At 75.4% G+C, this 22,021-nt stretch carries 20 protein-coding genes; 13 read left to right on the top strand and 7 right to left on the bottom strand.

All coding sequences use genetic code 11. The features are described 5' to 3' along the window. Nucleotides 1-20: 20 nt before the first annotated feature. Both BLW04_RS00470 and BLW04_RS00465 read left to right on the top strand, forming a co-directional pair. Complete coding sequence (locus BLW04_RS00470) at nucleotides 21-3,407, top strand: ATP-dependent DNA helicase (RefSeq protein WP_254780911.1); 3,387 nt, start codon at nucleotides 21-23, stop codon at nucleotides 3,405-3,407. Next, entirely contained in the window at nucleotides 3,404-3,856 is a 453-nt protein-coding gene (locus tag BLW04_RS00465; RefSeq protein ID WP_091535968.1) for a GNAT family N-acetyltransferase, read from the top strand. Before BLW04_RS00470 ends, BLW04_RS00465 begins: the two co-directional genes overlap by 4 nt. Nucleotides 3,857-3,858: 2 nt before the next feature. Here the strand turns inward: BLW04_RS00465 and BLW04_RS00460 are convergent, their stop codons facing one another. Further along, nucleotides 3,859-4,707: an alpha/beta fold hydrolase gene (locus tag BLW04_RS00460; RefSeq protein ID WP_254780910.1), complete on the bottom strand. Its 849-nt coding sequence runs from the start codon at nucleotides 4,705-4,707 to the stop codon at nucleotides 3,859-3,861. 68 nt (nucleotides 4,708-4,775) lie between these two features. Between BLW04_RS00460 and BLW04_RS00455 the strand changes: the two genes are divergently transcribed. The 6 genes from BLW04_RS00455 to nudC all read left to right on the top strand — a co-directional run bounded on the left by BLW04_RS00455 (nucleotide 4,776) and on the right by nudC (nucleotide 11,732). After that, nucleotides 4,776-6,194, top strand: a complete 1,419-nt coding sequence (locus BLW04_RS00455; RefSeq protein WP_091535964.1) for a M20/M25/M40 family metallo-hydrolase — start codon at nucleotides 4,776-4,778, stop codon at nucleotides 6,192-6,194. Continuing rightward, nucleotides 6,191-7,045, top strand: a complete 855-nt coding sequence (locus BLW04_RS00450) for a protein kinase (protein WP_091535962.1) — start codon at nucleotides 6,191-6,193, stop codon at nucleotides 7,043-7,045. The genes BLW04_RS00455 and BLW04_RS00450 overlap by 4 nt, the downstream gene beginning before the upstream one ends. A gap of 42 nt (nucleotides 7,046-7,087) precedes the next feature. Beyond that, nucleotides 7,088-7,978 (top strand): DUF2510 domain-containing protein, encoded by an 891-nt coding sequence (locus BLW04_RS00445; RefSeq protein ID WP_091535958.1) that lies wholly within the window; start codon nucleotides 7,088-7,090, stop codon nucleotides 7,976-7,978. Nucleotides 7,979-8,045: 67 nt separating this feature from the next. Continuing rightward, nucleotides 8,046-9,353: a M16 family metallopeptidase gene (locus BLW04_RS00440; protein WP_091535954.1), complete on the top strand. Its 1,308-nt coding sequence runs from the start codon at nucleotides 8,046-8,048 to the stop codon at nucleotides 9,351-9,353. Between the two features lie 52 nt (nucleotides 9,354-9,405). After that, nucleotides 9,406-10,773, top strand: coding sequence for a M16 family metallopeptidase (locus BLW04_RS00435; RefSeq protein ID WP_091535950.1), 1,368 nt, complete (start codon nucleotides 9,406-9,408; stop codon nucleotides 10,771-10,773). Then, nucleotides 10,770-11,732, top strand: coding sequence for an NAD(+) diphosphatase (gene nudC, locus BLW04_RS00430; RefSeq protein WP_091535946.1), 963 nt, complete (start codon nucleotides 10,770-10,772; stop codon nucleotides 11,730-11,732). The genes BLW04_RS00435 and nudC overlap by 4 nt, the downstream gene beginning before the upstream one ends. Nucleotides 11,733-11,800: 68 nt before the next feature. On the opposite strand, the gene BLW04_RS00425 is transcribed toward nudC, so the two are convergent. The 3 genes from BLW04_RS00425 to BLW04_RS00415 form a co-directional block, all read right to left on the bottom strand. Then, nucleotides 11,801-12,409, bottom strand: coding sequence for a nucleoside/nucleotide kinase family protein (locus BLW04_RS00425; protein ID WP_254780909.1), 609 nt, complete (start codon nucleotides 12,407-12,409; stop codon nucleotides 11,801-11,803). 62 nt (nucleotides 12,410-12,471) lie between these two features. Then, nucleotides 12,472-13,140, bottom strand: coding sequence for an ANTAR domain-containing protein (locus tag BLW04_RS00420; protein ID WP_254780908.1), 669 nt, complete (start codon nucleotides 13,138-13,140; stop codon nucleotides 12,472-12,474). A gap of 107 nt (nucleotides 13,141-13,247) precedes the next feature. Next, on the bottom strand, nucleotides 13,248-13,511 hold the full coding sequence (locus BLW04_RS00415) for a mycoredoxin (RefSeq protein ID WP_091535940.1): 264 nt from the start codon (nucleotides 13,509-13,511) through the stop codon (nucleotides 13,248-13,250). 144 nt (nucleotides 13,512-13,655) lie between these two features. Between BLW04_RS00415 and BLW04_RS00410 the strand changes: the two genes are divergently transcribed. From BLW04_RS00410 to BLW04_RS26450, 4 genes are all read left to right on the top strand, one after another. After that, nucleotides 13,656-15,671, top strand: a complete 2,016-nt coding sequence (locus tag BLW04_RS00410; protein ID WP_091536740.1) for an ATP-dependent helicase — start codon at nucleotides 13,656-13,658, stop codon at nucleotides 15,669-15,671. 217 nt (nucleotides 15,672-15,888) lie between these two features. Next, nucleotides 15,889-16,218, top strand: coding sequence for a hypothetical protein (locus BLW04_RS00405; RefSeq protein ID WP_091535936.1), 330 nt, complete (start codon nucleotides 15,889-15,891; stop codon nucleotides 16,216-16,218). Nucleotides 16,219-16,369: 151 nt separating this feature from the next. Next, the gene (locus BLW04_RS00400) at nucleotides 16,370-16,708 is read left to right on the top strand and encodes a WhiB family transcriptional regulator (RefSeq protein WP_091535932.1); all 339 of its coding nucleotides are present in this window, start codon (nucleotides 16,370-16,372) and stop codon (nucleotides 16,706-16,708) included. 86 nt (nucleotides 16,709-16,794) lie between these two features. After that, the gene (locus tag BLW04_RS26450; protein WP_175483841.1) at nucleotides 16,795-16,959 is read left to right on the top strand and encodes a hypothetical protein; all 165 of its coding nucleotides are present in this window, start codon (nucleotides 16,795-16,797) and stop codon (nucleotides 16,957-16,959) included. A gap of 187 nt (nucleotides 16,960-17,146) precedes the next feature. Here BLW04_RS26450 and BLW04_RS00395 read toward each other — a convergent pair whose 3' ends face one another. Together BLW04_RS00395 and BLW04_RS00390 are read right to left on the bottom strand one after the other, a co-directional pair. Then, the gene (locus BLW04_RS00395) at nucleotides 17,147-18,469 is read right to left on the bottom strand and encodes an ABC1 kinase family protein (RefSeq protein ID WP_091535928.1); all 1,323 of its coding nucleotides are present in this window, start codon (nucleotides 18,467-18,469) and stop codon (nucleotides 17,147-17,149) included. Further along, nucleotides 18,462-19,550, bottom strand: a complete 1,089-nt coding sequence (locus tag BLW04_RS00390; protein ID WP_091536737.1) for a ThiF family adenylyltransferase — start codon at nucleotides 19,548-19,550, stop codon at nucleotides 18,462-18,464. Before BLW04_RS00390 ends, BLW04_RS00395 begins: the two co-directional genes overlap by 8 nt. A 353-nt stretch (nucleotides 19,551-19,903) precedes the next feature. Here BLW04_RS00390 and BLW04_RS00385 point away from each other — a divergent pair, with 353 nt between their 5' ends. After that, the gene (locus tag BLW04_RS00385; protein ID WP_254780907.1) at nucleotides 19,904-20,557 is read left to right on the top strand and encodes a M48 metallopeptidase family protein; all 654 of its coding nucleotides are present in this window, start codon (nucleotides 19,904-19,906) and stop codon (nucleotides 20,555-20,557) included. Between the two features lie 16 nt (nucleotides 20,558-20,573). Here BLW04_RS00385 and BLW04_RS00380 read toward each other — a convergent pair whose 3' ends face one another. Continuing rightward, nucleotides 20,574-22,001: a zinc-dependent metalloprotease gene (locus BLW04_RS00380; protein ID WP_091535924.1), complete on the bottom strand. Its 1,428-nt coding sequence runs from the start codon at nucleotides 21,999-22,001 to the stop codon at nucleotides 20,574-20,576. Between the last annotated feature and the right edge of the window lie 20 nt (nucleotides 22,002-22,021).

Here is a 22,021-nt window from a genome sequence, read left to right as displayed (position 1 = left end):
CCGGACTGGTGGTCCCCGCGGTGCCCGACCTGCCGCGGCTGCTCACCCCGGCCGAGGTCGCCGAACGGTGCGGGCTGTCCTACGCGCCCTCGCCCGAGCAGGCCGGGGTGGTGCAGGCGCCGGTCGACCGGCCGCTGGTCGTGGTGGCCGGGGCCGGCTCGGGCAAGACCGAGACCATGGCCGCCCGGGTGGCCTGGCTGGTCGCCAACCAGCTCGTCGCTCCTGAGGCGGTGCTCGGGCTGACCTTCACCCGCAAGGCGGCCAGCGAGCTGGGCGCCCGCATCCGGCTGCGGCTGGCGGCGCTGGCCCAGCACCCCGACACCGACCCGGCGCTGCGCGAGCGGCTCGCGGTCGCCGCGCCGACGGTGGCCACCTACCACGGCTACGCCGCCGGCATCGTCGCCGAACACGGGCTCCGGATCGGTGTCGAGCCTGGTGCGGGCGTGCTCGGCCCGGCCATGTGCTGGGGGCAGGCGGCCACCGTGGTGGCCGGGCACACCGGCGACATGAGCGACGTCGCGCTCGGCCTGGTCACCACCACCGAGGACGTCCTGCAACTGGCTGCCGAGCTGGGCGAGCACGACATCAGCCCGGCCGCGCTGCGGGCCTGGACGACGCGGCTGGAGCAGCAGGTGCACGGCTACGCCGACGCACCGCGCAAGAAGGGCGTCTACAAGAACGTCTCCGACTTGCTCGCCCGTCAGCGGGCCCGGGTGGCTCTGCTGCCCATGGTGGAGGCGTTCGAGGCGCGCAAGCGGTCCGCCGGCGCCATCGACTACGCCGATCAGGTCGCGTTCGCCGCTACGGTCGCGGTCACCTCCCCGGAGGCGGCCCGGCGGGAGCGTGCCCGCTGGCGGGTGGTGCTGCTCGACGAGTACCAGGACACCAGCGTGGGCCAGCTCCGGATGCTCGAGGCGCTCTTCGGCGGGCCCGGGGGGCACCCGGTGCTCGCCGTCGGTGACCCGCGGCAGTCGATCTACGGCTGGCGGGGCGCCTCCGCGGGCACCATCGAACGGTTCGGCCGCACGTTCCCCGGTACGCCCGACCGACCCGCCGAGCGGCTGACGTTGTCCACCAGCTGGCGCAACGACCGGGCGGTCCTGGCCGTCGCCAACACCGTGGCCGCTGCGCTACCCGAGCCCGACCAGCCGCTGCCCGACCTCGCGCCCTCGCCGGTCGCCGGCCCGGGCGAGGCGCACTGCGGCCTCTACGAGACCGTCGCCGAGGAGACCGAAGCGCTTGCCGACCGGCTGGCGGACTGCTGGCACGGCCGGACGAGTGGGGGGCCGGAGGCCTCCCCGGGGAGTGCCGGATGCGGCTGCGAGCCGCACGGGGACGGCTCCCGGCCGCGGGGTCGTCCGGGGGACGACGGTGTTGTCACCACCCGGCCCACCGTCGCGGTGCTGGTCCGCCGCCGCGCGCAGCTGCCCGGGATCGCCGCCGCCCTCCGGAAACGTGGGCTGCCGGTCGAGGTCGTCGGTTTGGGTGGGCTGCTCGACGTGCCGGAGGTGTCCGACGTGGTGGCCATTCTCCGGGTGCTGGTCGACCCGACCGCCGGCGACGCGCTGGGCCGGCTGCTCACCGGCGCCCGCTGGCGGATCGGCCCCCGTGACCTGGCGGCGCTGGAGTCTCGCGCCCGCACCCTCGTCCGCGAGCGCGCCACGGCCCCCGGGTCCGGTGCACCGCCCGCTCCGGAGGCGCCGGCCGACGGCGTGCCCGGCGGCGAGGACCCGGCCGTCCCGGCCCCGCCGCGGGAACGCGGCAGCATCATCGAGGCCCTCGACGACCTGGGCCGGTCCGAGGCCTACTCGACAGAAGCGCACCGCCGGCTGCGCCGGCTCGGCGCCGAGCTGGCCGGCCTGCGGTCCCGGCTGGGCGAGTCGCTCCCCGACCTGGTCGACGAGGTGGTCCGGGTCCTGGGGCTGGAGACCGAGCTGGCCAGCCACCCCGACGTGACCCCCGGCGGTGCCCGGGCGCACCTGGACGCCCTGCACGAGGTGGCCGCGGAGTTCACCGAGCTCGCCGAACTGCCGTCGCTGCCGGCGTTCCTCGGCTACCTGTCCGACGCCGAGGTCCGGGAGCGCGGCCTGGAGCCCGGCGAGGTGGCGGTCAACCCCGAGGCGGTGCAGCTGCTCACCGGCCACTCGGCCAAGGGGCTGGAGTGGGACGTCGTCGCCGTGCCGGGGATGACCGTCGACCAGTTCCCGGCCCGCACCGACGCCTCGGACTCCTGGATCCGCGACCCGGGGGCGGTGCCGGCCGAGTTGCGCGCCACCGACCGCGCGGAGCTGCCGGCGCTGCGGCTGCCGGTGCCGGGCTCCGGTGACCAGGCCGCGGTGCGCGACGCCCTGGACGACTACGTCGCCGAGTGGAAGGACTTCGGGCTCGCCGAGGAGGTGCGGCTGGGCTACGTCGCGGTCACCCGGGCCAAGCACCTGCTGGTCTGCTCGGGCAGCTGGTGGCGGGACGGCAAGAAGCCCTGCGGGCCGTCGTCCCTGCTGCACGCCGTTCGGGACGCCTGCGAGGCCGGCGCCGGCGTGGTCGACGCGTGGGCGCCCGCGCCTCCGGAAGAGGCCGATAACCCGGTGCTCGCCGAGTGGCCGGTCGGCGTCTGGCCGGCCGACCCGCTGTCGGCCGGGCGGCGGCGGGCGCTGACCGCGGCCGCCGAGCAGGTCGCCGCCAGCCGGCCGCACCCGCTCACCGACGATGCCCTCGGCGCGACCGACGACCCGCTGGTCGCCGACTGGCTGCGGGACGCCGACCTGCTGCTCCGCGAGCGCGCCGAGACCCACCGCGGCACCGTCGACGTGCCGCTGCCGGCGCACCTGTCGGTCTCCTCGCTGGTCGCGCTGCGTCGGGACCCGGGCGAGCTGGCCCGTCGACTGCGCCGGCCGATGCCGGCCGCACCCGCTCCGTTGGCCCGCCGCGGCACCGCCTTCCATGCCTGGCTGGAGGAACGGTTCGGCACCGCGCGGCTCATCGACCTCGACGAGCTGCCCGGGTCCGGCGACGCGGCCGCCGCGCCGGACGCCGCCCTGGCCGGTCTGCAGCGCGCGTTCCTGGCCGGCGAGTGGGCCGATCGGCAACCGGTCGACGTGGAGGCGCCGTTCGAGACGCCGCTGGGGCCACTGACGCTGCGCGGGCGGATCGACGCGATCTACAGCGACGGGGCCGGTGGCTACGAGGTCATCGACTGGAAGACCGGTCCGGTGCCGGGCGCAGCCGAGCTGTCGGCGACCGGTGTGCAGCTGGCCGCCTACCGGCTCGGCTGGGCGCGGCTGAGCGGCGTGCCCGTGGAACGGGTCAGCGCCGGCTTCCACCACGTCGCCGCCGGGGTCACGCTGCGCCCGGTCGACCTGCTGGACGAGGCCGGGCTGCTCGCCCTGGTCACCGGGGCCGGCGAGTGATCGTCCGGGACGCCGAGGAGCGGGACCTCCCCGCGATCGTGGCGTTGTACGCAGACGACGTGCTGGGCGCTGGGCGCGAACAGCCCGGCGAGCCGCTGCGCGAGCAGTATCGGCGGCCCTTCGCCGCCATTCGGGACGACCCGCGGCACCGGCTCGTGGTGGTAGAGGACGGCGACGAGGTCATCGCCACGCTCCAGCTGTCCTTCCTGCCGCACCTGGTGCGCCGCGGCGGGGAACGCGCGCAGATCGAGGCGGTCCGGGTCGCCGTGGCCCACCGCGGATCGGGAGTGGGCAGCCAGCTCCTGGCTTGGGCCGTCGAGCAGCCGCGGCAACGGGGCTGTGCCCTCGTGCAGCTCACCACGGACGCCACCCGCCCGGCTGCGCACCGGGTCTACGAGTCGCTCGGCTTCACGGCGAGCCACCTCGGGATGAGGCTCGTGCTGGATTGAGCTCAGCGACCCGAGGCGATCCGGTCCAGCACCGCTTGGGCCAGCGCCTCAGGCGCCTGCTCGGGGATCCAGTGGGTGATCCCCGCCAACTCCACGAACCGGTAGTCGCCGGTGACCTGGTCGGCGCACGCCTCGGCCGCCGTCCGGCCCACCGCGACGTCCTCGTCGCTCCACACGTAGGTGGTCGGCACGCTGACCGGGTCCACCGGCGTCCCCGAGCTCATCGCCCGGTACCAGTTGAGTGCCGCGGTCAGCGCGCCCGGCGCGGACAGCTGCGACACGTAGACGTCCACCGCCTCGGCCGGCACGCCGCTCGCCGGAGAGTCCAGCATCCGGCGCAGCCGGCGGGCGCCGTCGGCGAGCAGCACCTCCTCGGCCTTGCCGGCCTGCCAGAACAGCTTGATGTAGCCCGAACGCTCCTTCTGCTCCGGATCGGCGCGGAAGGCCAGCGTGTACGCGGTCGGGTGCGGCACCGAGACCGCGGTCAGCGTGCGCACCCGGTCGGGGTGCCAGGCCGCCATCGCCCAGGCCACGTTCGCGCCCCAGTCGTGCCCGACGACGTCGGCCACCGGGATGTCCAGCGCCGTCATCAGGTCCGCGGTCACCTGCACCAGGTTCGGCAGCGCATAGGCGCCCACCTCGTCGGGGCGGGCACCGGGGGAGTAGCCCAGCTGGTCCGGGGAGTAGGTGCGCAGCCCCGCCTCGGCCAGCAGCGGGGTCACCGACGACCAGCTCAGCGAGGTTTCCGGGAAGCCGTGCAGCAACAGCACCGGCGGGCCGTCCTCGGGGCCGTCGGTCCGCACGTCGAAGGTCAGGTCCCCGACGTCCACCTGCTGCATGCCCACGGTCACCCCGGCAACCTAGCCCGCCGGCCACTCCACGGCAGGCGGCCGCGGGGCCACCGGATACGGTCGGGGCCGTGAGCAGCAACGCGGAACGCGACTTCGTCACCACCCACCTCGACGACCTGCACGCCGACCTCGACGCCTGGCTGCGGATCCCGTCGATCTCGGCCGACCCGGCGTGCGCCGGCGACGTCGCCGCCAGCGCCGAGTGGCTGGCCGAGGCGCTGCGCCGCACCGGCTTCCCGACCGTGGAGATCTGGCCGACCGCCGGAGCCCCCGCCGTCTACGCCGAGTGGCCTTCCGCGGACGCCGGCGCACCGGTCGCGCTGGTCTACGGCCACCACGACGTCCAGCCGGTCGACCCGCTGGAGCTGTGGGAGCACCCGCCCTTCCAGCCCACCCGGATCGAGGGCCCCGACGGCCCCGAGCTGCACGCCCGCGGCGCCATCGACGACAAGGGCAACGTCGCCTTCCACCTGCTCGGCATGCGCGCCCACCTCGCCGCCACCGGTCGGGACACCCCCGCGGTCACGGTGAAGCTGATCGTCGAGGGCGAGGAGGAGTCCGGCTCGCCCAACTTCCCCGACCTCCTGCGCGAGCACGCCGACCGGCTCCGCTGCGACGTCATCGTGGTCAGCGACACCGGCATGGCCGCCCCCGACGTGCCCAGCGCGGTCACGGCCATGCGCGGGCTCGCCGACGCCGAGATCACCCTGCGCGGCCCCGCGGTCGACCTGCACTCGGGCTCGTTCGGTGGCGCGGTGCCCAACCCGCTGCACGCCCTCGCCGACCTGCTGGCCAGCCTGCACGACGAGTCCGGCCGGGTCACCCTGCCCGGTTTCTACGACAAGGTGCGCCCGCTGACCGACCGGGAGCGCGAGCTGATGGGCCGGGTGCCCTTCGACGAGGCCGAATGGCTGGCCGGCCCCGCCGCCTCCCGGGTGGCCACCGGCGAGGCCGGCTTCAGCACCCTGGAGCGGGTCGGCGCCCGCCCGACCGCGGAGGTCAACGGCATGTGGGGCGGCTACACCGGCCCCGGCCACAAGACGATCGTTCCGGCCGAGGCGCACGCCAAGGTCACTTTCCGGCTGGTCGCCGACCAGGTGCCGGCCGACCTCGCCGATCAGGTGCGGGCGTGGGTGGAGGCCAACACCCCGGCCGGCATCGAGGCCGAGGTGCACGTGCCGGCCGGCGGTGTCGGCCCCTGCGCCAGCAACCTGGACTCCCCGGCGATGGCCGCGCTGCTGCGCTCCATCGGCCTGGCGTTCGACACCGACGCCGATCAGGTGCTGTTCACCCGTGAGGGAGGCAGTGGGCCGGAGGCGGACCTGGCCGGCATCCTCGGTGCCCCGCTGGTCTTCCTGGGCGCCGGCCTGCCCACCGACCGCATCCACTCGCCCAACGAGCGGGTGCTGCTGCCCATGCTGTACCGCGGCGCCGAGGCGGCCGCCCACCTCTGGCGCGAACTCGCAGGGGTCAGCTTCCCGCGATGACCCAGGAATTCGTCGGGGAGCAGGTCGGCGGCTATCGAGTGCTCGGCGTGCTCGACAGTGGGGCGCTGGGCCAGGTGTTCCGCGCCGCCGACACCGAACGCGGGCACGACGTCGCGCTGACGCTGCTCGACCCGCAGTGGACCTCGGATGGCGCCTACCGCCAGCGGTTCCTCACGTGTGCGCGGGCCGCCGCCCGGCTCACCGAACCGCACGCCGTCCCGGTCGAGCGCTACGGGGAGGTCGACGGCCGGCTGTTCCTGGCCGCGCGTCTGGTCGAGGGGGAGGACCTCGCCTCGCTGCTGGCCCGGTCCGGCGCGCTGGACCCGGCCCGGGCCGTCGACCTGGTCGGCCAGGTCGCCCGGGCGCTGGACGCCGCCTCCGCCGCCGGCCTCGTCCACGGCCGTCTCTCGGCTGCCGACGTGCTGCTCGCTCGGTCCGGCGACGCGAACGCCGGTGCGGACGTCGTCCAGGTGACCGGCCTGGGCCTCGCGCTCCCGGTCGACCCGGGCCCGCGGGCCGACGTCTGCGCGCTGGCCGGGGTGCTGTTCGAGCTGCTCACCGGCCGGCCGCCGCTGCCGGCCGCCGAGCCGCCGGCCCCCTCGTCACTGTGGCCGGACATCCCGCCGGACCTGGACGGCGTGGTGCTGCGGGGCCTGGCCGCCGACCCCGGTCAGCGGTGGTCGTCGGCCGGGGGCATGGCCGCCGCCGCGCGGGCGGTCCTGTCGGTCAGCGGCATCGAGGTGTCCCGTCCGGCGGACCGTCCCTCCCCGACGGGTGTGGCGGAGGCGGCGCCGACCGCGCTCCGGGCCGGCCGCCGCCTGTTGCGGCGGCTGGACCCGCGGCGCAGGTAACGGCAGCCGGACGAGGCCGTCCCGTCCGCATAGGGTGACGGCGTGAGTGAGGTCGGCGGGGGTCAGGCGACGGCGGCGCCGGGCTGGTACCCCGATCCGGACGGCGCTCCGGGCCTGGTGCGCTGGTGGAACGGGTTCTCCTGGTCCGACGTGACCACCCCGGCCGGCCCCGGCGTCGCCGTCGGAGCCGCGTTCCAGTCGCCGCCGCACCCCACCGTCCCGCCGTCCCAGCCGTGGGCGTCCACCGCCCCGGCGCGCCGTTCGCGGCGAACCCCGCTGCTCGTCGGCGCCGGCGTCCTGGCGCTGGTGGTCGTCCTCCTGCTGGTGGGGGTGTTCACCGGCGGGTCAGGCCGGGACGACGCCGGCGCACCCACCGCGGTGCCCACCATCCCGGCCGGGCCGACGTTCGCGCCCGGCACGGTGCGCATCGTCGATCCCGACGCCGGGATCTCCTATCCGTTCCTCGGCGACGGCTGGTACGAGTACGGCCAGGGCGCGCCGGTGGAGACCGCCAGCGTGGCCGGCCAGTACTTCGTCACGCAGGAGACGCTGCCGGACTCCCTGGGCGAGTTCATCGCGCAGTGCACCTCGGGACCGGTGGTCGACGGCTACGGCTGGTCGGGCGCGGCCAGCCTGGAGAGCACGGTGCAGACGATCGCCGACAGCGTCCGCGCCAACTACTACCCCGGGCCCAACGAGCGCACGGTGCGCCGGTCGGCGGCCCTGACCGTGGACGGCGCCGCTGCGTGGGTCTACGAGTTCGACCTGTCCTGGGACGTCGAGGGGTACGACGCCAGCGGAGAGCGGGCGGCGTTGCTGCTCATCGACGTCGGCCGGCCGGCGCCGGCGCTGCTGTACCTGTCGATCCCCAACACCCATGCCGAGCTCTACGGCGTGATCGACCGGGTGCTGGGCGACGTCGACGTGTTGTGAGCTGGGCTCCCCTCCGTGGGAGGAACCGACGACCGGAGTGTCGTTCGGCGCGGTTAGGGTCCTGGATGTGACAGCAGCTGCAGACCTGACCCTGCGGCACCCCGTGGAGCGCTTCACGCTCGACAACGGACTCCGGGTCGTCCTCGCCCCGGACCGGAGCGTCCCGGTGGTGGCCGTCAGCGTCTTCTACGACGTGGGGATGCGCTCGGAGCCCGTGGGCCGCACCGGGTTCGCCCACCTCTTCGAGCACATGATGTTCCAGGGCTCGGCGAACGTCCCGAAGATGGAGCACGCCCGGCTCGTGCAGGCCGCCGGCGGCACTTTCAACGGCTCTACCCACCTGGACTACACCAACTACTTCGAGGCCCTGCCGGTCGAGGCCCTCGAGCGCGCGCTCTTCCTCGAGGCCGACCGGATGGCCGCGCCGGCGATCACCGAGGAGAACCTCCGCAACCAGATCGACGTGGTGAAGGAGGAGATCCGGGTCAACGTGCTGAACCGGCCCTACGGGGCCTTCCCCTGGCTGCAGCTGCCGCCGATCGCCTTCGGGAGCTTCGCCAACACCCACGACGGCTACGGCTCCTTCGTCGACCTGGAGTCCTCAACCGTCGAGGACGCGACCGACTTCTTCGCCCGGTACTACACCCCGGCCAACGCCGTCCTCTGCGTCGGCGGCGACCTCGGCGTGGCCGAGACCGAGCGGCTGGTACGCCGCTGGTTCGAGGCCGTGGAGCCCCGCCCCGCCCCGCCGGTGCCGGAGACCGGTGAGCCCTCGCCGACCACCGCCCGGCACGGCGTGGTCGAGGACCGGCTGGCCCCCGCGCCGGCCGTCGCGATCGGCTGGCGGGTGCCCGACCCGGTCGGCGACTTCGATACCTACCTGGGCACCGTGCTGCTGTCCGAGTTGCTCAGCGAGGGAGACGCCTCCCGGCTGGAGCGCCGGCTGCTGCATACCGACCGCATCGCGGTCGGGCAGAGCAGCTACCTGGGCCTGTTCGGCGACCCGTTCGACGTCCGGGACGCCACGCTGCTGGTCACCCAGGTTCACCACCCCGCTGAGGTGCCCGCTGAGCGGGTGCTCGCCGCCGTGTACGAGGAGGCCGACCGGGTGGCCACCGAGGGGGTCCCTGCCGACGAGCTGGCCCGTATCCAGGCCCGCACGGAGGCGCAACTGCTCCAGCAGGCCGACTCGGTGCTCGGCCGGACCCTCGGGTTCGCCGCCGCTGAGCTCATCCACGGCCGCGCCGAGCTCGCCGGTGAGCTGGCCGCCCGGCTGGCCGCGGTCACCCCCGAACAGGTGCAGGCCGCGGCCCGCGGGCTGTCCCCGGACACCGCCGCCGTCCTCGAGCTGCGCGCGACCGGAGGAACCCGATGATGTGTTCGACAGCACGGCGTAGCCGTTCCGCTCCGTCACCGGAGGTGGGTCGATGAGTGCACCCGTCCTCGACCTCTCGTTGGTGCCGCCGCTGGGCGACCCCCGGCCGCAGCCGGTCCCCGAGGTGCACGAGCGGACGCTGCCCAACGGGCTGCGTCTGGTCGTCGTCCCCCGGGCCGGCGTGCCGCTGGTGGAGCTGCGGTTGCGGGTCCCCTTCGCGGCCTCGGCGCCGCGCAGTGCGGCGACCCACGCCGCCCGTACCTCGGTGCTGACCGGCGCCGTCCTGCTCGGCACCGCCGCGCACGACCAGCTGGAGCTCGCCCAGCTGCTGCAGGCCCACGGCGCGGAGCTCTCCGTCTCCGCCGACCCCGACCGGCTGCTGTTCTCCACCACGATGCTGTCCGACGGTCTGGGCGCGGTCCTCGGCGTGCTCGCCGAGCTGCTGAGCCGGCCCACCTACCCCGGGCCGCAGGTGGAGGCCGAGCGGGGGCGGGTCGTCGAGCGGATCGGAATCGCCCGGTCCCAGCCCGGCGTCGTCGCCCGCACCGCGCTGGCCGCGCGCCGCTACGGCGTGCACCCCTACGCCCAGCAGCTGCCGGCTCCGGAGCTGGTCGGCACGGTCACCCCCACCGCCCTGCGCAGGCTGCACCGCGACCGGGTGCTCCCGGCCGGCAGCACGCTGGTGCTTGTCGGCGACGTCGACCCGGCCTCGGCCGCCGACGTCGTGGGCTCGGCGCTGGCCGACTGGTCGGCCGAGGGCGTCGCCGTCGTGGCCCCGCCCGTTCCGATCCTGGCGCCGGGCCACCTCGAGGTCGTGGACCGTCCCGGGGCCGTGCAGTCCAACCTGCGGCTGGGCGGGCCCGCCCCGGCACGCACGGATCCGGCGCTGCCGGCGGTCCGGCTGGCCAGCATGGTGTTCGGCGGCTACTTCTCCTCCCGGCTGGTCGAGAACATCCGCGAGCGGCGCGGCTACACCTACAGTCCGCGGAGCTCCGTGGAGCACCTGATGGCGGGCTCGTCATTCGTTGTGGAGGCCGACGTGGCCACCGAGGTGACCGGGCCGGCCTTCCTGGAGACCTGGTACGAGCTGGGCCGGATGGCGGTCACCCCGGTCACCGAGCCCGAGCTGGAGTCCGCTCGCCGCTACCTGCTGGGCACGCTGGCATTGGGCACCGCCACCCACTCGGGGCTGGCCAGCACGCTGTCGGCGCTGTTCGGGGCCGGTCTGCCGGCCGAGTGGCTGGCCGACCACCAGCGCGCGTTGGCCACCGTCACCGTCACCGACGTCGCGGAGGCGTCCCGCCGTTGGCTGCACCCGGCGGGGCTGACCGCGGTGGTCGTCGGCGACGCCGGCACCGTCACCGAGCCGCTGCGGGCGCTTGGACCGGTCGACGTCACCGCTCAGGCGGCGGGGGCATGAGCGTCCCGGCGGGCGGCAGCACGCCGGCGGACAATCCGGTGCCGGTGAGAACAGCGGAGTGGCCGACCTCGGCGACCTCCACGCCGGACGCGGTGCCGGTGCTCTCCCGTGCCGCTCATGACCGCGGCCACCTGGCCCGGGCGCTCGCCGACCCGGCCCAGGGCCGCCCGGTGCGGGTACTCACCGTCGACGACCAGCGCAGCGTCCCGGTGCACGAGGGGACGGACGGCCCCGAGCTGGTCTACGACGAGCGCCCGGCGATGCCCACCGGCGCCATCTACCTCGGCGAGGCCGAGGGCGTGCATTACGCCGCCGTCCGAGGGCAGCGCGCGCTGACCGTCAGCGGCCGGCCCGTCGACCACTGGGCCGGGCTCCGGGAGCTGGGCGCCGACCTCGGTGATCTGGACGCCGGTCTGCTGGCCCAGGCGGTCGGCATCGTGGAGTGGCACGAGCGCAACCGGTTCAGCCCGGTGTCCGGCGCGGCGACCACCATCGAGCGCGCCGGGTGGGTGCAGCGCGACCCGGAGACCGGCACCGAGGTGTTCCCGCGGACCGATCCCGCGGTGATCATGCTGGTCCACGACGGCGGTGACCGCTGCGTGCTCGGCCGTCAGGCCGTGTGGCCGGCCGGCCGGTTCTCCATCCTGGCCGGTTTCGTCGAGCCGGGGGAGTCCGCCGAGGGAGCGGTCGCCCGCGAGGTCGCCGAGGAGGTCGGGATCGCCGTCACCGACGTCCGGTACGTCACCAGCCAGCCGTGGCCGTTCCCGCAGTCGCTGATGCTCGGCTACGTCGCCCGGGCGCTGGACGAGGAGCTGCGCATCGACCACGACGAGATCGAGGAGGCGCGCTGGTTCAGCCGGGACGAGCTGCGCTCCGGCGCCGGTCCGCAGGCATTGCCGCCCGGGGTGTCCATCGCCCGGCACATCATCGACCGCTGGGTGACCGGCGAGTTCAGCTGAACAAGGACCCCCTCCTCCCCACCCCTCGCAAGCTCGGGGCGGTGCCCGGGAGGGGGCCCTTGACGCGCTCAGCTCGCGAAGCGGCCCTGTAGCACCAACGCCGGCCGGTCGGCGTGGTCGGCCAGCACCACGGCGTCGGCCAGCGCGGCGGGGTCGACCTCGGCGTCGTAGCGGTCGAAGGCGGGCAGCTCCCAGGCTCGCTCGCCCGGCGTGCGCCGCCGACGCGCGGCCGGACTCACCCGCAGGTGGACGACGACGTCGAAGGCCAGCCCGAGGCCCTGCAGCAGCGAGCCCGGGACCAGCAGTACCCCGCCGGGCGGTGCGGGCCGGTAGGCGGCTCGGGCGGCGCGGTCACGCGCCACGTCCCACAGCGCCGGCAGGTACTCCCCGGAGCCGCGCGGCCCGGCGCGGTCGAGCACCTCCCGGGCCAGCGCTCGGGAGTCCAGCCAGTCGCTGTACCGGGCGTCGGGGTCGGTGCGGCCGTGCTCGAGCCGCAGGGACGCCGGCCGGTAGAAGCCCTCGGCGGGCACGATCACCGCAGGCCGGCTGCGGGCAGGCAGCAGGTCGGCCAGCCGGCTCGCCAGCGCATCCGGCCCGGCGACACCGCCGGCGGGCGCGCTCAGCTGCGGCCCGTCCAGCGCGACGCGCAGCACCGGAGCGCCGGGTTCGGCCGGCACGACGGCGAGGAGGTCGGCCAGCAGTTCGGCGAGAGCGGCAGGGAAGAGCGGGCGCGGAGCGCTCAGTTGTGCGCCTCCGCCCCGGTGCCGGGGCTGGCGGCCGGCCGGGGACGGCGGGTCACGCGGCGGACCGTGGGCGGCCGCGGCCCCGGGAGCGTGTCGGCGGTCGGGCGGTGGTCGTGCGCGGGGTCTGACGTCGTCCGCTGGCCGGGGACGGCGGCCCGGGCAGGCAGTCCGTCGAGCACCTCGCGGGCCAGTTCCTGCGCCGGGCGCCCCTGGGCGCGGGCGCGGCGGCGTAGCTCGTCGAAGGCCTCGCGCGGGGAGGAGCCGTGCCGCTCGGCGAGCACGCCGATGGCCCGCTCGATCGAGACCCGCGCGGCCAGGGCGTGCTCCAGCTGGCCGACGGTGCGACGGAGCTCGGCCAGCTCGGCGTCCCTCGGGTCGGGGACCTCGGTGGGGGCGTCGGGCGCCGGGCCCTTGCGGGCGGCCAGCCGCGCCTGCCGGCCGGGCTCGGGGACCGCTCCGGCCTCCTCGGCGACGAGGTCGGCCAGCGTCATCCCCTCCACCAGGGGCAGATCGCCCAGCTGCTCGGCGGGGTGCAGCGGGGTCCAGCCCCGAGCAGTGCGCACCAGCACCACGGCCGGCAGCCCGTCGGGGGTGCGGACGACGTCGTCCGGCCACGCGTCCGCCGGTGCGGACGTCGCCGACGTACCACGGACCGTCTCGCTCACCGCACCCTCCCTCCGTGCCGGCGGGGCCGCCGGCGCGTCGTCGCACGGGAGACTCCCACAGCAACCTTGGGGGCGGTCGTCGCCCGCCAGCGGCCGGGGGCCGGGGATCATGCGCCCGGCAGACCCGCGAGCTGGGACTTCACCTGGTCGATGCTGGGGTTGGTGAGCGCGCTCCCGTCGGCAAAGACGAGCGTCGGCACCGTCTGATTCCCGCCGTTGGCCTTCATGACCAGCTCGGCGGCGCCCTCGTCGAGCTCGATGTTGACCTCTCCGTACTCGATGCCCTCGCGCTGCATCAGCTTCTTCAGCCGCACGCAGTACCCGCACCAGCTCGTGGTGTACATGGTCACGGCAGTCCCGGGAGTGCTCATCAGGACGATCCTCTCTCGTTCCGGTCGGCAGCGGCCACCCGGGGGGCGGATGGCCCGGCGCCGGCCCGAGGTCTCCAACGCCGGGCGCCTGGGGATGCTTCCCCCCGGACGGCGGGGGCGGCTGGGAGGATCAGGTCCGTGGGGATGCCGCAGATCGACCATCAGTCGGACGCCGACGCCGCGGGTGCCGCCGAGCAGGTGCTCGCCGGGTTGGACGAGCAGCAGCGGGCGGCTGCCTCCGCCGTTCAGGGCCCGGTCTGCATCCTGGCCGGTGCCGGCACCGGGAAGACCCGCACGATCACCCACCGGATCGCCTACGGGGTGCACACCGGTGTCTACGTCCCCGAGCAGGTGCTGGCGGTGACGTTCACCGCGCGGGCCGCCGGGGAGCTGCGCAGTCGGTTGTCGGCGCTGGGTGTGGGCGGGGTGCAGGCGCGCACCTTCCACGCCGCGGCGATGCGTCAGCTGCGCTACTTCGCCCCGCGCGTGCTCGGCGGCCCGATGCCCGAACTGATCGAGAACAAGCTGCGGGTCGTCGCGGCGGCGGCGTCCCGGGCTCGGCTGTCCACCGACCGCGCCAGCCTGCGTGACCTGGCCAGCGAGATCGAGTGGGCCAAGACCACGCTCGCGACGCCGGAGGACTACCCCGCCCGGGCGAAGGCGGCCGGCCGCGAGGCACCTTTCGAGGCGGCCGCGGTCGCCGAGGTCTACCGCAGCTACGAGGCAGCCAAGCAGCGCGACGGCTCGCTGGACTTCGAGGACCTCCTACTGGTCACCGCCTACGCCCTGGAGGAGCACCGGGACGTCGCCCGGGAAGTGCGCGGCCAGTACCGGTACTTCGTCGTCGACGAGTACCAGGACGTCAACCCGCTGCAGCAGCGGCTGCTGGACGCCTGGCTCGGCGGCCGGGCCGAGGTCTGCGTGGTCGGCGACCCCAACCAGACGATCTACTCCTTCACCGGGGCCGACCCTGACTACCTGCTCGGCTTCGCCGACCGCTATCCCGACGCCGAGGTGGTCAAGCTCGAGCGCGACTACCGCTCCACCCCGCAGGTGGTCGGGCTGGCGAACAAGTTGATCGGCCAGGCCACGCCGCGCAAGGGCCTGCCCGGCCTGCGCCTGCTGGGCCAGCGGCGCGACAGCGTCGAACCGCGGTTCGTCGAGCACCCCGACGAGCCGGCCGAGGCAGCCGCGGTGGCCCGCGCCTGCCGGGAGCTGGTGGACGGCGGGCTGCCCGCCAGCGAGATCGCCGTGCTGTTCCGGATCAACGCCCAGTCCCAGGTGTACGAGTCCGCGCTCACCGACGTCGGCGTGCCCTACGTCCTCAAGGGCAGCGAGCGCTTCTTCGAACGGCCCGAGGTGCGTGAGGCGGTGCTGCTGCTGCGCGGCGCCGCGGCCGGGGGCAGCGAGCCGGGGGCGCTGGTGCCGACGGTGCGCGACGTCCTGGCCTCCACCGGCTGGGTGGAGCACCGCCCGTCCGCCGGGGGCGCGGCCCGCGACCGCTGGCAGTCCCTGGCCGCGCTGGTCGACCTGGCGGTCGATCTGGTCGCCGAGGAGCCGACGCTGGACCTGGGCGGCTTTGTGGCCCACCTCGCCGAGCGGGCCGGCGCCCAGCACGCTCCGACGGTGCAGGGGGTCACGCTCGCCTCGATGCACGCGGCCAAGGGCCTGGAGTGGGATGCGGTGTTCGTCGTCGGCCTGGTCGACGGAGTGCTGCCGATCGCCCAGTCGCAGAGCCGGCCCGATGCGGTGGAGGAGGAGCGCCGGCTGCTCTACGTGGCGGTCACCCGCGCCCGGGAGCAGCTCACGCTGTCCTGGTCGCTGGCGCGCAACCCCGGCGGACGCCGGTCCCGCCCGCGGAGCCGGTTCCTCGACGGCCTGGCCCCGGACGGCGCGCCCCTGGCCAAACGGTCGGCCAAGCGCCCCAAGGTCGTTTTGGAGGGGGAGGCGGGAGAACGGTTCGAGCGGCTGCGCGCCTGGCGCAGCAGCACGGCCACCGCCGCGTCGGTGCCGGCCTACGTCGTCTTCACCGACGCCACGCTGCAGGCGGTCGCCGAGGCCCGACCGGGGTCGCTGCGGGAGCTGTCCGGGCTGCCGGGGATCGGCGCTCGCAAGCTCGAGCTCTATGGCGAGGACGTGCTCGCCACCCTCGCCGACTGAGGCCGGACCGACGGGTCGTCGAGCTGCGCGGACGCCGTCGACACGCCCGTTCCAGGGAACTGCCGTTAATTGCGTTGACCCGGCTCGGGGACCTCGCCTAGCCTTCGAGCACACCACCTGGGAGTGACCAGGAGCACCACCCGAGCAAGGCACGGACAGGCAGACACAGGGAGCGCGGCCGGCAGGCCGTACTTCGACCCCGGAAGGAGGGGACCCCATGAGCAGCACCGACATCACCATGACCGGTGCGGCGGGCGCGGCCCCGACGCCGGCTGTCGTCGTGTGCCCGTCCCCGCGCGGGGTCGTCCGCACGGCACCGTCGTCCGCCGCTCCGTTGGACGGGACCGGCCTGCCCTTCGCCGGCACGACCACCCTCCGCCCCCGGGTCCCGGCCGATGCCCTCGACATCACCAGCACCGACTCCGCCGGCATCTCCTTCGAGCAGGAGATCGGCGTCGTCGTTCTGGACGGCTACCAGGGCTGTAACGCGCACCGCACCACCAGCTGCACCCCGGGTGACCTGCCCCCGAGGGACCCACTGAGCTAGCAGCTCAGCTGGTCCTCCTCGAGGCCGCGGAACCCGGACACCGGGATCCGCGGCCTTCGTCTTTCCTCGTCCGCCGCGGACTCCACCCGACTTCCGGTCGGCGGGGCCCCCGTCGACCGGTCGCAACCGAGGAAGAAGAGGAGGAGCGGCCGTGCAGCACACGATCGAGCGACCGGCGTCCCAGCGCCGGCCCGCACTCGACCGCACGCACGCGTCCACGGGGGAGCTCCAGCCGGCGCCGGCCCGACGGGCGCTGCCCTGCCGGGTCGAGGACCCGGACCTGTGGTTCGCGGAGAGCCCCGCCCAGCTCGAGCACGCCAAGACGCTGTGCATCGAGTGCCCGGTTCGGAGCGCCTGCCTGGCCGGCGCGCTGGACCGGGCCGAGCCCTGGGGCGTCTGGGGTGGGGAGATCTTCGACCGCGGCGCCGTGATCGCCCGCAAGCGGCCGCGGGGCCGCCCCCGGAAGGTCACCGCCGAGGCAGCGGCGTGACCGCCCCGGACCCGCACGCGCTCGAGCAAGGCACCAACACCACCACAGCGGCGCCGTGGTACGGCGCCCCGTACAGAGGACGAGAGATGAACCTGATCGAGCACGACCTGGCCCGCACCCACATGCGGGAACTCCAGGCGCAGGCGGACACCGCTGCGCGGGCCCGTCGGCTGATCGCCGCGCGTCGCTGGGCCCGCCGGGCCGAGCGCGCGTCGCGACGGGCCGCCCGGGCCAGCGACGCGGTCTGGTGAGGAGCAGGGGGAGTACCCACATCGCGGCGCTGTCCCAGCCGGGGACGGCCGTCGTTCGCGGCGTCAGCCGCTGTGCATCCCGGTCGCGGACCCGGAGGGTCCCGGCCGGGATGCAGGTAGCGGCTCAGCGCGCGTCAGGGACGGCTGCTGGCCGGGGTGTCGTCCGGAGGATGACAGACGACACAGCTCAGCCGGCGAAGCCGGGCAGCCACTCCTCGCACACACCCCGGTAGGGGGCCCGAGCGTCGAGCTGGCACAGCACGCCGATCGATCCGATGGTCACCCGATGGATGAGCAGGTAGGCCGGCGGCAGGTTCAGCTGGCGGCCCAGCCGGCTGGCGTCGCTGCGCGGGTCGCCGATCCGCACGGCCTGCTCCTGCATCCAGGCCCGGTTGAACTGGAAGGTCGGCGCGGCGACCGGGGCCAGCAGCGGCAGCAGGTAGTCGAGGACCCCTTGGGCGTCGACCTCGATGGAGGGCCGGACGAATCCCTCCGCGCGGAGGTCGGCGAGCACGTCCTCGGCGCGGCCCTCCAGCGCCCAGCGCACCAACCGGCCGATCGGCTCGGGGTGCCCGTCGGGCAGCCGCGCGGTCGCGCCGAAGTCGATGACGCCGAGCCGGCCGTCGGGGACCAGCCGGAAGTTGCCCGGATGCGGGTCGGCGTGCAGCAGCCCGGCCCGCTCGGGGCCGGAGAAGTGCAGCACCGCCATCAGCAGCCCGGCGCGGTCGCGCTGTTCCTGGGTGCCGGCGGCGATGATCCGGGACAGCGGGATGCCGTCCAGCCACTCCGAGACGATCACCTTCGGCGCGCTGGCCACCACCCGCGGTACGACGATCTGGTCGTCGTCGGCGTAGGCGGCGGCGAAGGCCCGCTGGGAGTCGGCCTCCAGGACGTAGTCGAGCTCCTCGACCACCCGCGCCTTGAGCTCGGCGATCAGCGGCTTGACCTCCATGCCGGGGAACAGCGCGGCGAACAGTCGGGCGAACCGGGCCAGTTGGTTGAGGTCGGCCATCAGCGCGGTGCCGGCGCCCGGGTACTGGATCTTCACCGCGACGTCCCGGCCGTCGTGCCAGGTCGCCCGGTGTACCTGGCCGATGCTGGCTGCCGCGGCCGGGGCGTCGTCGAACTCACGGAACCGCTCGCGCCACCGACCGCCGAGCTGCTGGGCCAGCACCGCGTGCACAGTGCGGACCGGCATCGGCGGCGCCGCCTCCTGCAGCTTGGTCAGCGCCTCGCGGTAGGGCCCGGCGACTTCCTCGGGCACCGCGGCCTCGAAGACCGACAGCGTCTGCCCGAGCTTCATCGCCCCGCCCTTGAGCTGTCCCAGCACGGCGAACAGCTGTTCGGCCGTCCGTTGCTGCAGCTCGGCATTGACCTCCTCCGCCGGGCGACCCGACAGTCGCTTGCCGATGCCGAGGGTGGCTCGTCCCGCAGCCCCGAGCGGGAGGGAAGCCAGCCTCGCCGTCCGGGACGCCGCCCCCCGGGGGATGTCCCGACCGGTGTCACTCACGAGGACATTGTCCCCTCTGCCGGCCTGCCATGCGGGCAGCGGCCGCACCGCACGGGCACGCGGGGTGCGCTGGCCAGCGGCGGAGCACCGGCAGCGGGCCGGGAAGGCGCAGCTCCAGGGTCGCCTCCAGCACCGCCGGCGCCGCGGCGCCGTCGAGGTGGGCGAGCACCTGGACCGCCGCGGTCGCCGCGGTCAGCAGGCAGGTGACGGTCGAGCCGCTGGGCACCGGGTCCGCGGCGGCCAGCTGGGCGGCCAGCCGCGGCCAGGCCGGGTCGTCGTCCCGGCGGTGGGCGTCGGCGCAGCGCAGGCAACTGGTCGTGCCAGGCAGCACCAGCGGCCCCACGACGCCGGTCTCACCGCGCACGGTGGCCACCAGGTGGGGGACGCCGTCGCGGTGCAGTGACACGTGCAGTGGGTCGACCGCAGCCCACGGCCGGCAGAGCACGACCAGGTCCGGTGCCTGGTCGGTCGGCAGCGGGCGCAGGTCGGTGAGCGGGTTGGCGCGGCGCACGGCGTCCGCGGCGGCCAGCGCCCGCGGCCGGCCCTCGTCGGCGGCGCTCACCCCGCCGACCACCGCGTCGGCAGCGGTGGCTGCTCCGCGGTCGCGGACGTGCACCCGGCCGACGCCGCTGGCCGCGAGCACCGCGGCCAGCGGTGCGCCAACGCGGGTGGCCCCGTCGATGACCACGGCGCTCAGCCGGCGGGCGTGCCAGCGTCCGGCGCCGCCGGGACCGGTCGCCGCCGCGGGCAGCTCGGTCGAGGCCCGGGCCGCGGCGGCCGGGCCGGGGTCGGTGGCGAGCAGGTCGGCGGCCGCCAGGTCGGAGAGCAGCCCTCCGGCCCGGAGCCCGGCCAGCAGGTCGTCGACCACGCCGGCGGGCACGCCCTCGGCGGTGGCCTGGGCGCGCACCGCCCGCTCGCTGCGCCGGCCGTCCAGCCCGGCGAGCAGCTGCCCCACGTCCGGCCCGGCCGGGTGCACGCGGACGCCGCTGCGCCCGTCGACCCCGCCCACCTGCAGCGTCCGGCCGTCCAGGCGCAGGACCGGGGTGGCGGGCGGCAGCAGCGGGTGCGGGCTCTCGGTCACCGTTGGCAGGGTGCCAGGACGGACCGGTCCGGACGGGGCGCCGTCCACAGGCCGGTCTGGACGACCCAGGTGCGGACCGTCCAGGACCGGTTCCCACAAGCTGTGGACAGCGGTGTGGACACCGTGGGGACCTGTCGGTGTGTCCCTGTGCACCGCCCCGGGAGAGAAGGCCCGGCGGCGCCCGCCGGTAGCGCCTCACCCGGCCTCCACCTGCGCCGACCTCCCCACGGCGGCTGTGGACGGTCCACCGGTCGGGGGACCCCGGCGCGCGTCGTTCCACTGTCCGTGTGCACCTGTCCACGACCGGGTGTCCTCGGGTGGGCGGGGGCGCGGTCGCCCGTTACCGTGCGTGCGTGGAGCAGCGACCCGACCGCCGACCGACCGGGGTGTCCGCCGTCCCCGCCGCCCGGTCCCGGACGGCGTCTGCCCCGGGCCTCCGCGAGGCCGTGGAGGTGCGGCGCAGCGCGCGGCGCCGGCGCACCGTCACCGCCTACCGCGAGAACGGTCGCACCATCGTGCTGATCCCTGCGGCCTTCAGCGCCGCCGAGGAGCGCCGCTGGGTCGACCAGATGGTCGCCAAGCTGCAGACCCGCGAGGAGCGGCGGCACCGCAACCTCGCCTCGGACGGCGAGCTGATGACCCGGGCGACCACGGTGTCGGACACTTTCTTCGCCGGCCGGGCGGTGCCGGCCAGCGTGCGGTGGGTGGACAACCAGCACCGCCGTTGGGGCTCGTGCACGCCCAGCGACCGGACGATCCGGCTGTCCAGCCGGCTGCGCGGCATGCCGGAGTTCGTCGTGGACTACGTGCTGGTGCATGAACTGGCCCACCTGCTCGAGGCCAGCCACGACGAGCGGTTCTGGGCGCTGGTGCACGCCTATCCGCAGGCCGAGCGGGCGCTTGGCTTCCTCGAGGGCGTCGAGTTCGCCCGGCCCGACACGCCGCACGGCGCCGTCCCCGGCGACGGGCCCGCCGACGACGTGGAGGAGCCGGGCGAGCCCGACTGAGCGCCCCGGTCCCGGCTCAGCTGTGGGGAGGGTCCTCGTTGGCCCTGCCGGCGTCCGGCCCGGCGTCGTCCCCGGTGCCGGGTTCGCTGTCCGGCTGGTCGGTGAGGTGCACGGTCAGCTCGGAGAACTCGTCGCTGCCGCCCTGGCGGGCCACGAAGTCCAGCGGCTCGTCGAGGTCGTCGGAGGTCGGGAGCAGGTCCGGGTGGGACCACAGCCGGTCGCGAGCGGCGGTGCTGTGCTGCTGGGCCATCGCGCCCCACACGGTGCTGGCGTCCCGCAGCCTGCGTGGCCGCAGCTCCAGGCCGACCAGCGTGGCGAACGTCTGCTCGGCCGGACCACCCGAGGCCCGCCGCCGGCGCATGGTCTCGGCGAGCGCCCCGTGCCCGGGCAGCCGCGGCCCCGCCGCGGCCGACACCACGCTGTCCACCCAGCCCTCGACCAGGGCGAGCAGGGTCTCCAGCCGGCGCAGCGCCATGTGCTGCTCGGCCGTCTCCTCCGGCTCGAGCAGCCCGCTGCCCAGGAGGCGCTGGATGCTCTCCGGGTCGCTGGGGTCGACGCCGCCCTCCATGCCGCTCATCGCCTCGTCCAGCCCGCGCTGAATGGCCTCCGGGTCGACGTGGATGCCCCGGGCGTAGGCGTGCACCGCGTCGGTGAGCTGCTGGCGCAGCCACGGGACGTGGGCGAACAGCCGCTGGTGCGCGGCCTCGCGCAGCGCGAGGAACAGCCGCACCTCGTCCTGGGGTCGATCCAGCCCGGCACCGAAGGCGGCCACGTTCTGCGGCACCAGCACACCGGCGCCGGTCGGGCCCAGCGGCAGGCCGACGTCGGTGCTGGTGAGTACCTCGTCGGCGAGCTTGCCCAGCGCCTGGCCGACCTGGGCGCCGAACATGACGCCGCCCATCTGGCCCATCACGCCGGCCAGCGGGCCGGCCATCTGCGCCGCCTCCGCCGGGAGGGCGCTGGTCATCGCCGAGACGACCCGCTCGGCGAGCGGGTCGATCAGCGCGCCCCAGGCGGGCAGCGTCTGCTCAACCCACTCGACCCGGGACCAGGCGAGGCCGCGGTCCATCCCGGAGGGGAGCTCGGTCGCCTCGTCCAGCCACAGGTCGGCCAGCCGCAGTGCCTCGGCGACGGCCGCCCGCTCCGCCTCGGACGTCGGCTGGTGGCCGGGGGCGAGCTGGCTGATCGCCCCCTGACGCGCGAGGTCCCAGTTCACGGGCCCCCCCGACCAGGTCATCAGCTTCTGCAGCTCGGCAAACAGCGGCATCTTGCCCAGCAGGTCCTCGGGGGAGCCGCCCCCTGGCCCGCCGAAGCCGGCGCCGCCGAAGAGGGCACCGAGCCCGAAGGGGTCACCGGGTGTGCCGCCGCCGGAGCCCCCCGAGCCGCCGGAGCGCTCGGGGTCACGGTCGGGGAGCCCGAAGCCAAACGGCGGTTGATCGCTCATGGCCCCACCGTAACCGCGCC

The sequence above is a fragment of the Modestobacter sp. DSM 44400 genome, assembly GCF_900107175.1.
Lineage (GTDB): Bacteria > Actinomycetota > Actinomycetes > Mycobacteriales > Geodermatophilaceae > Modestobacter.
This window is presented reverse-complemented; position numbering and strand designations above follow the sequence as displayed.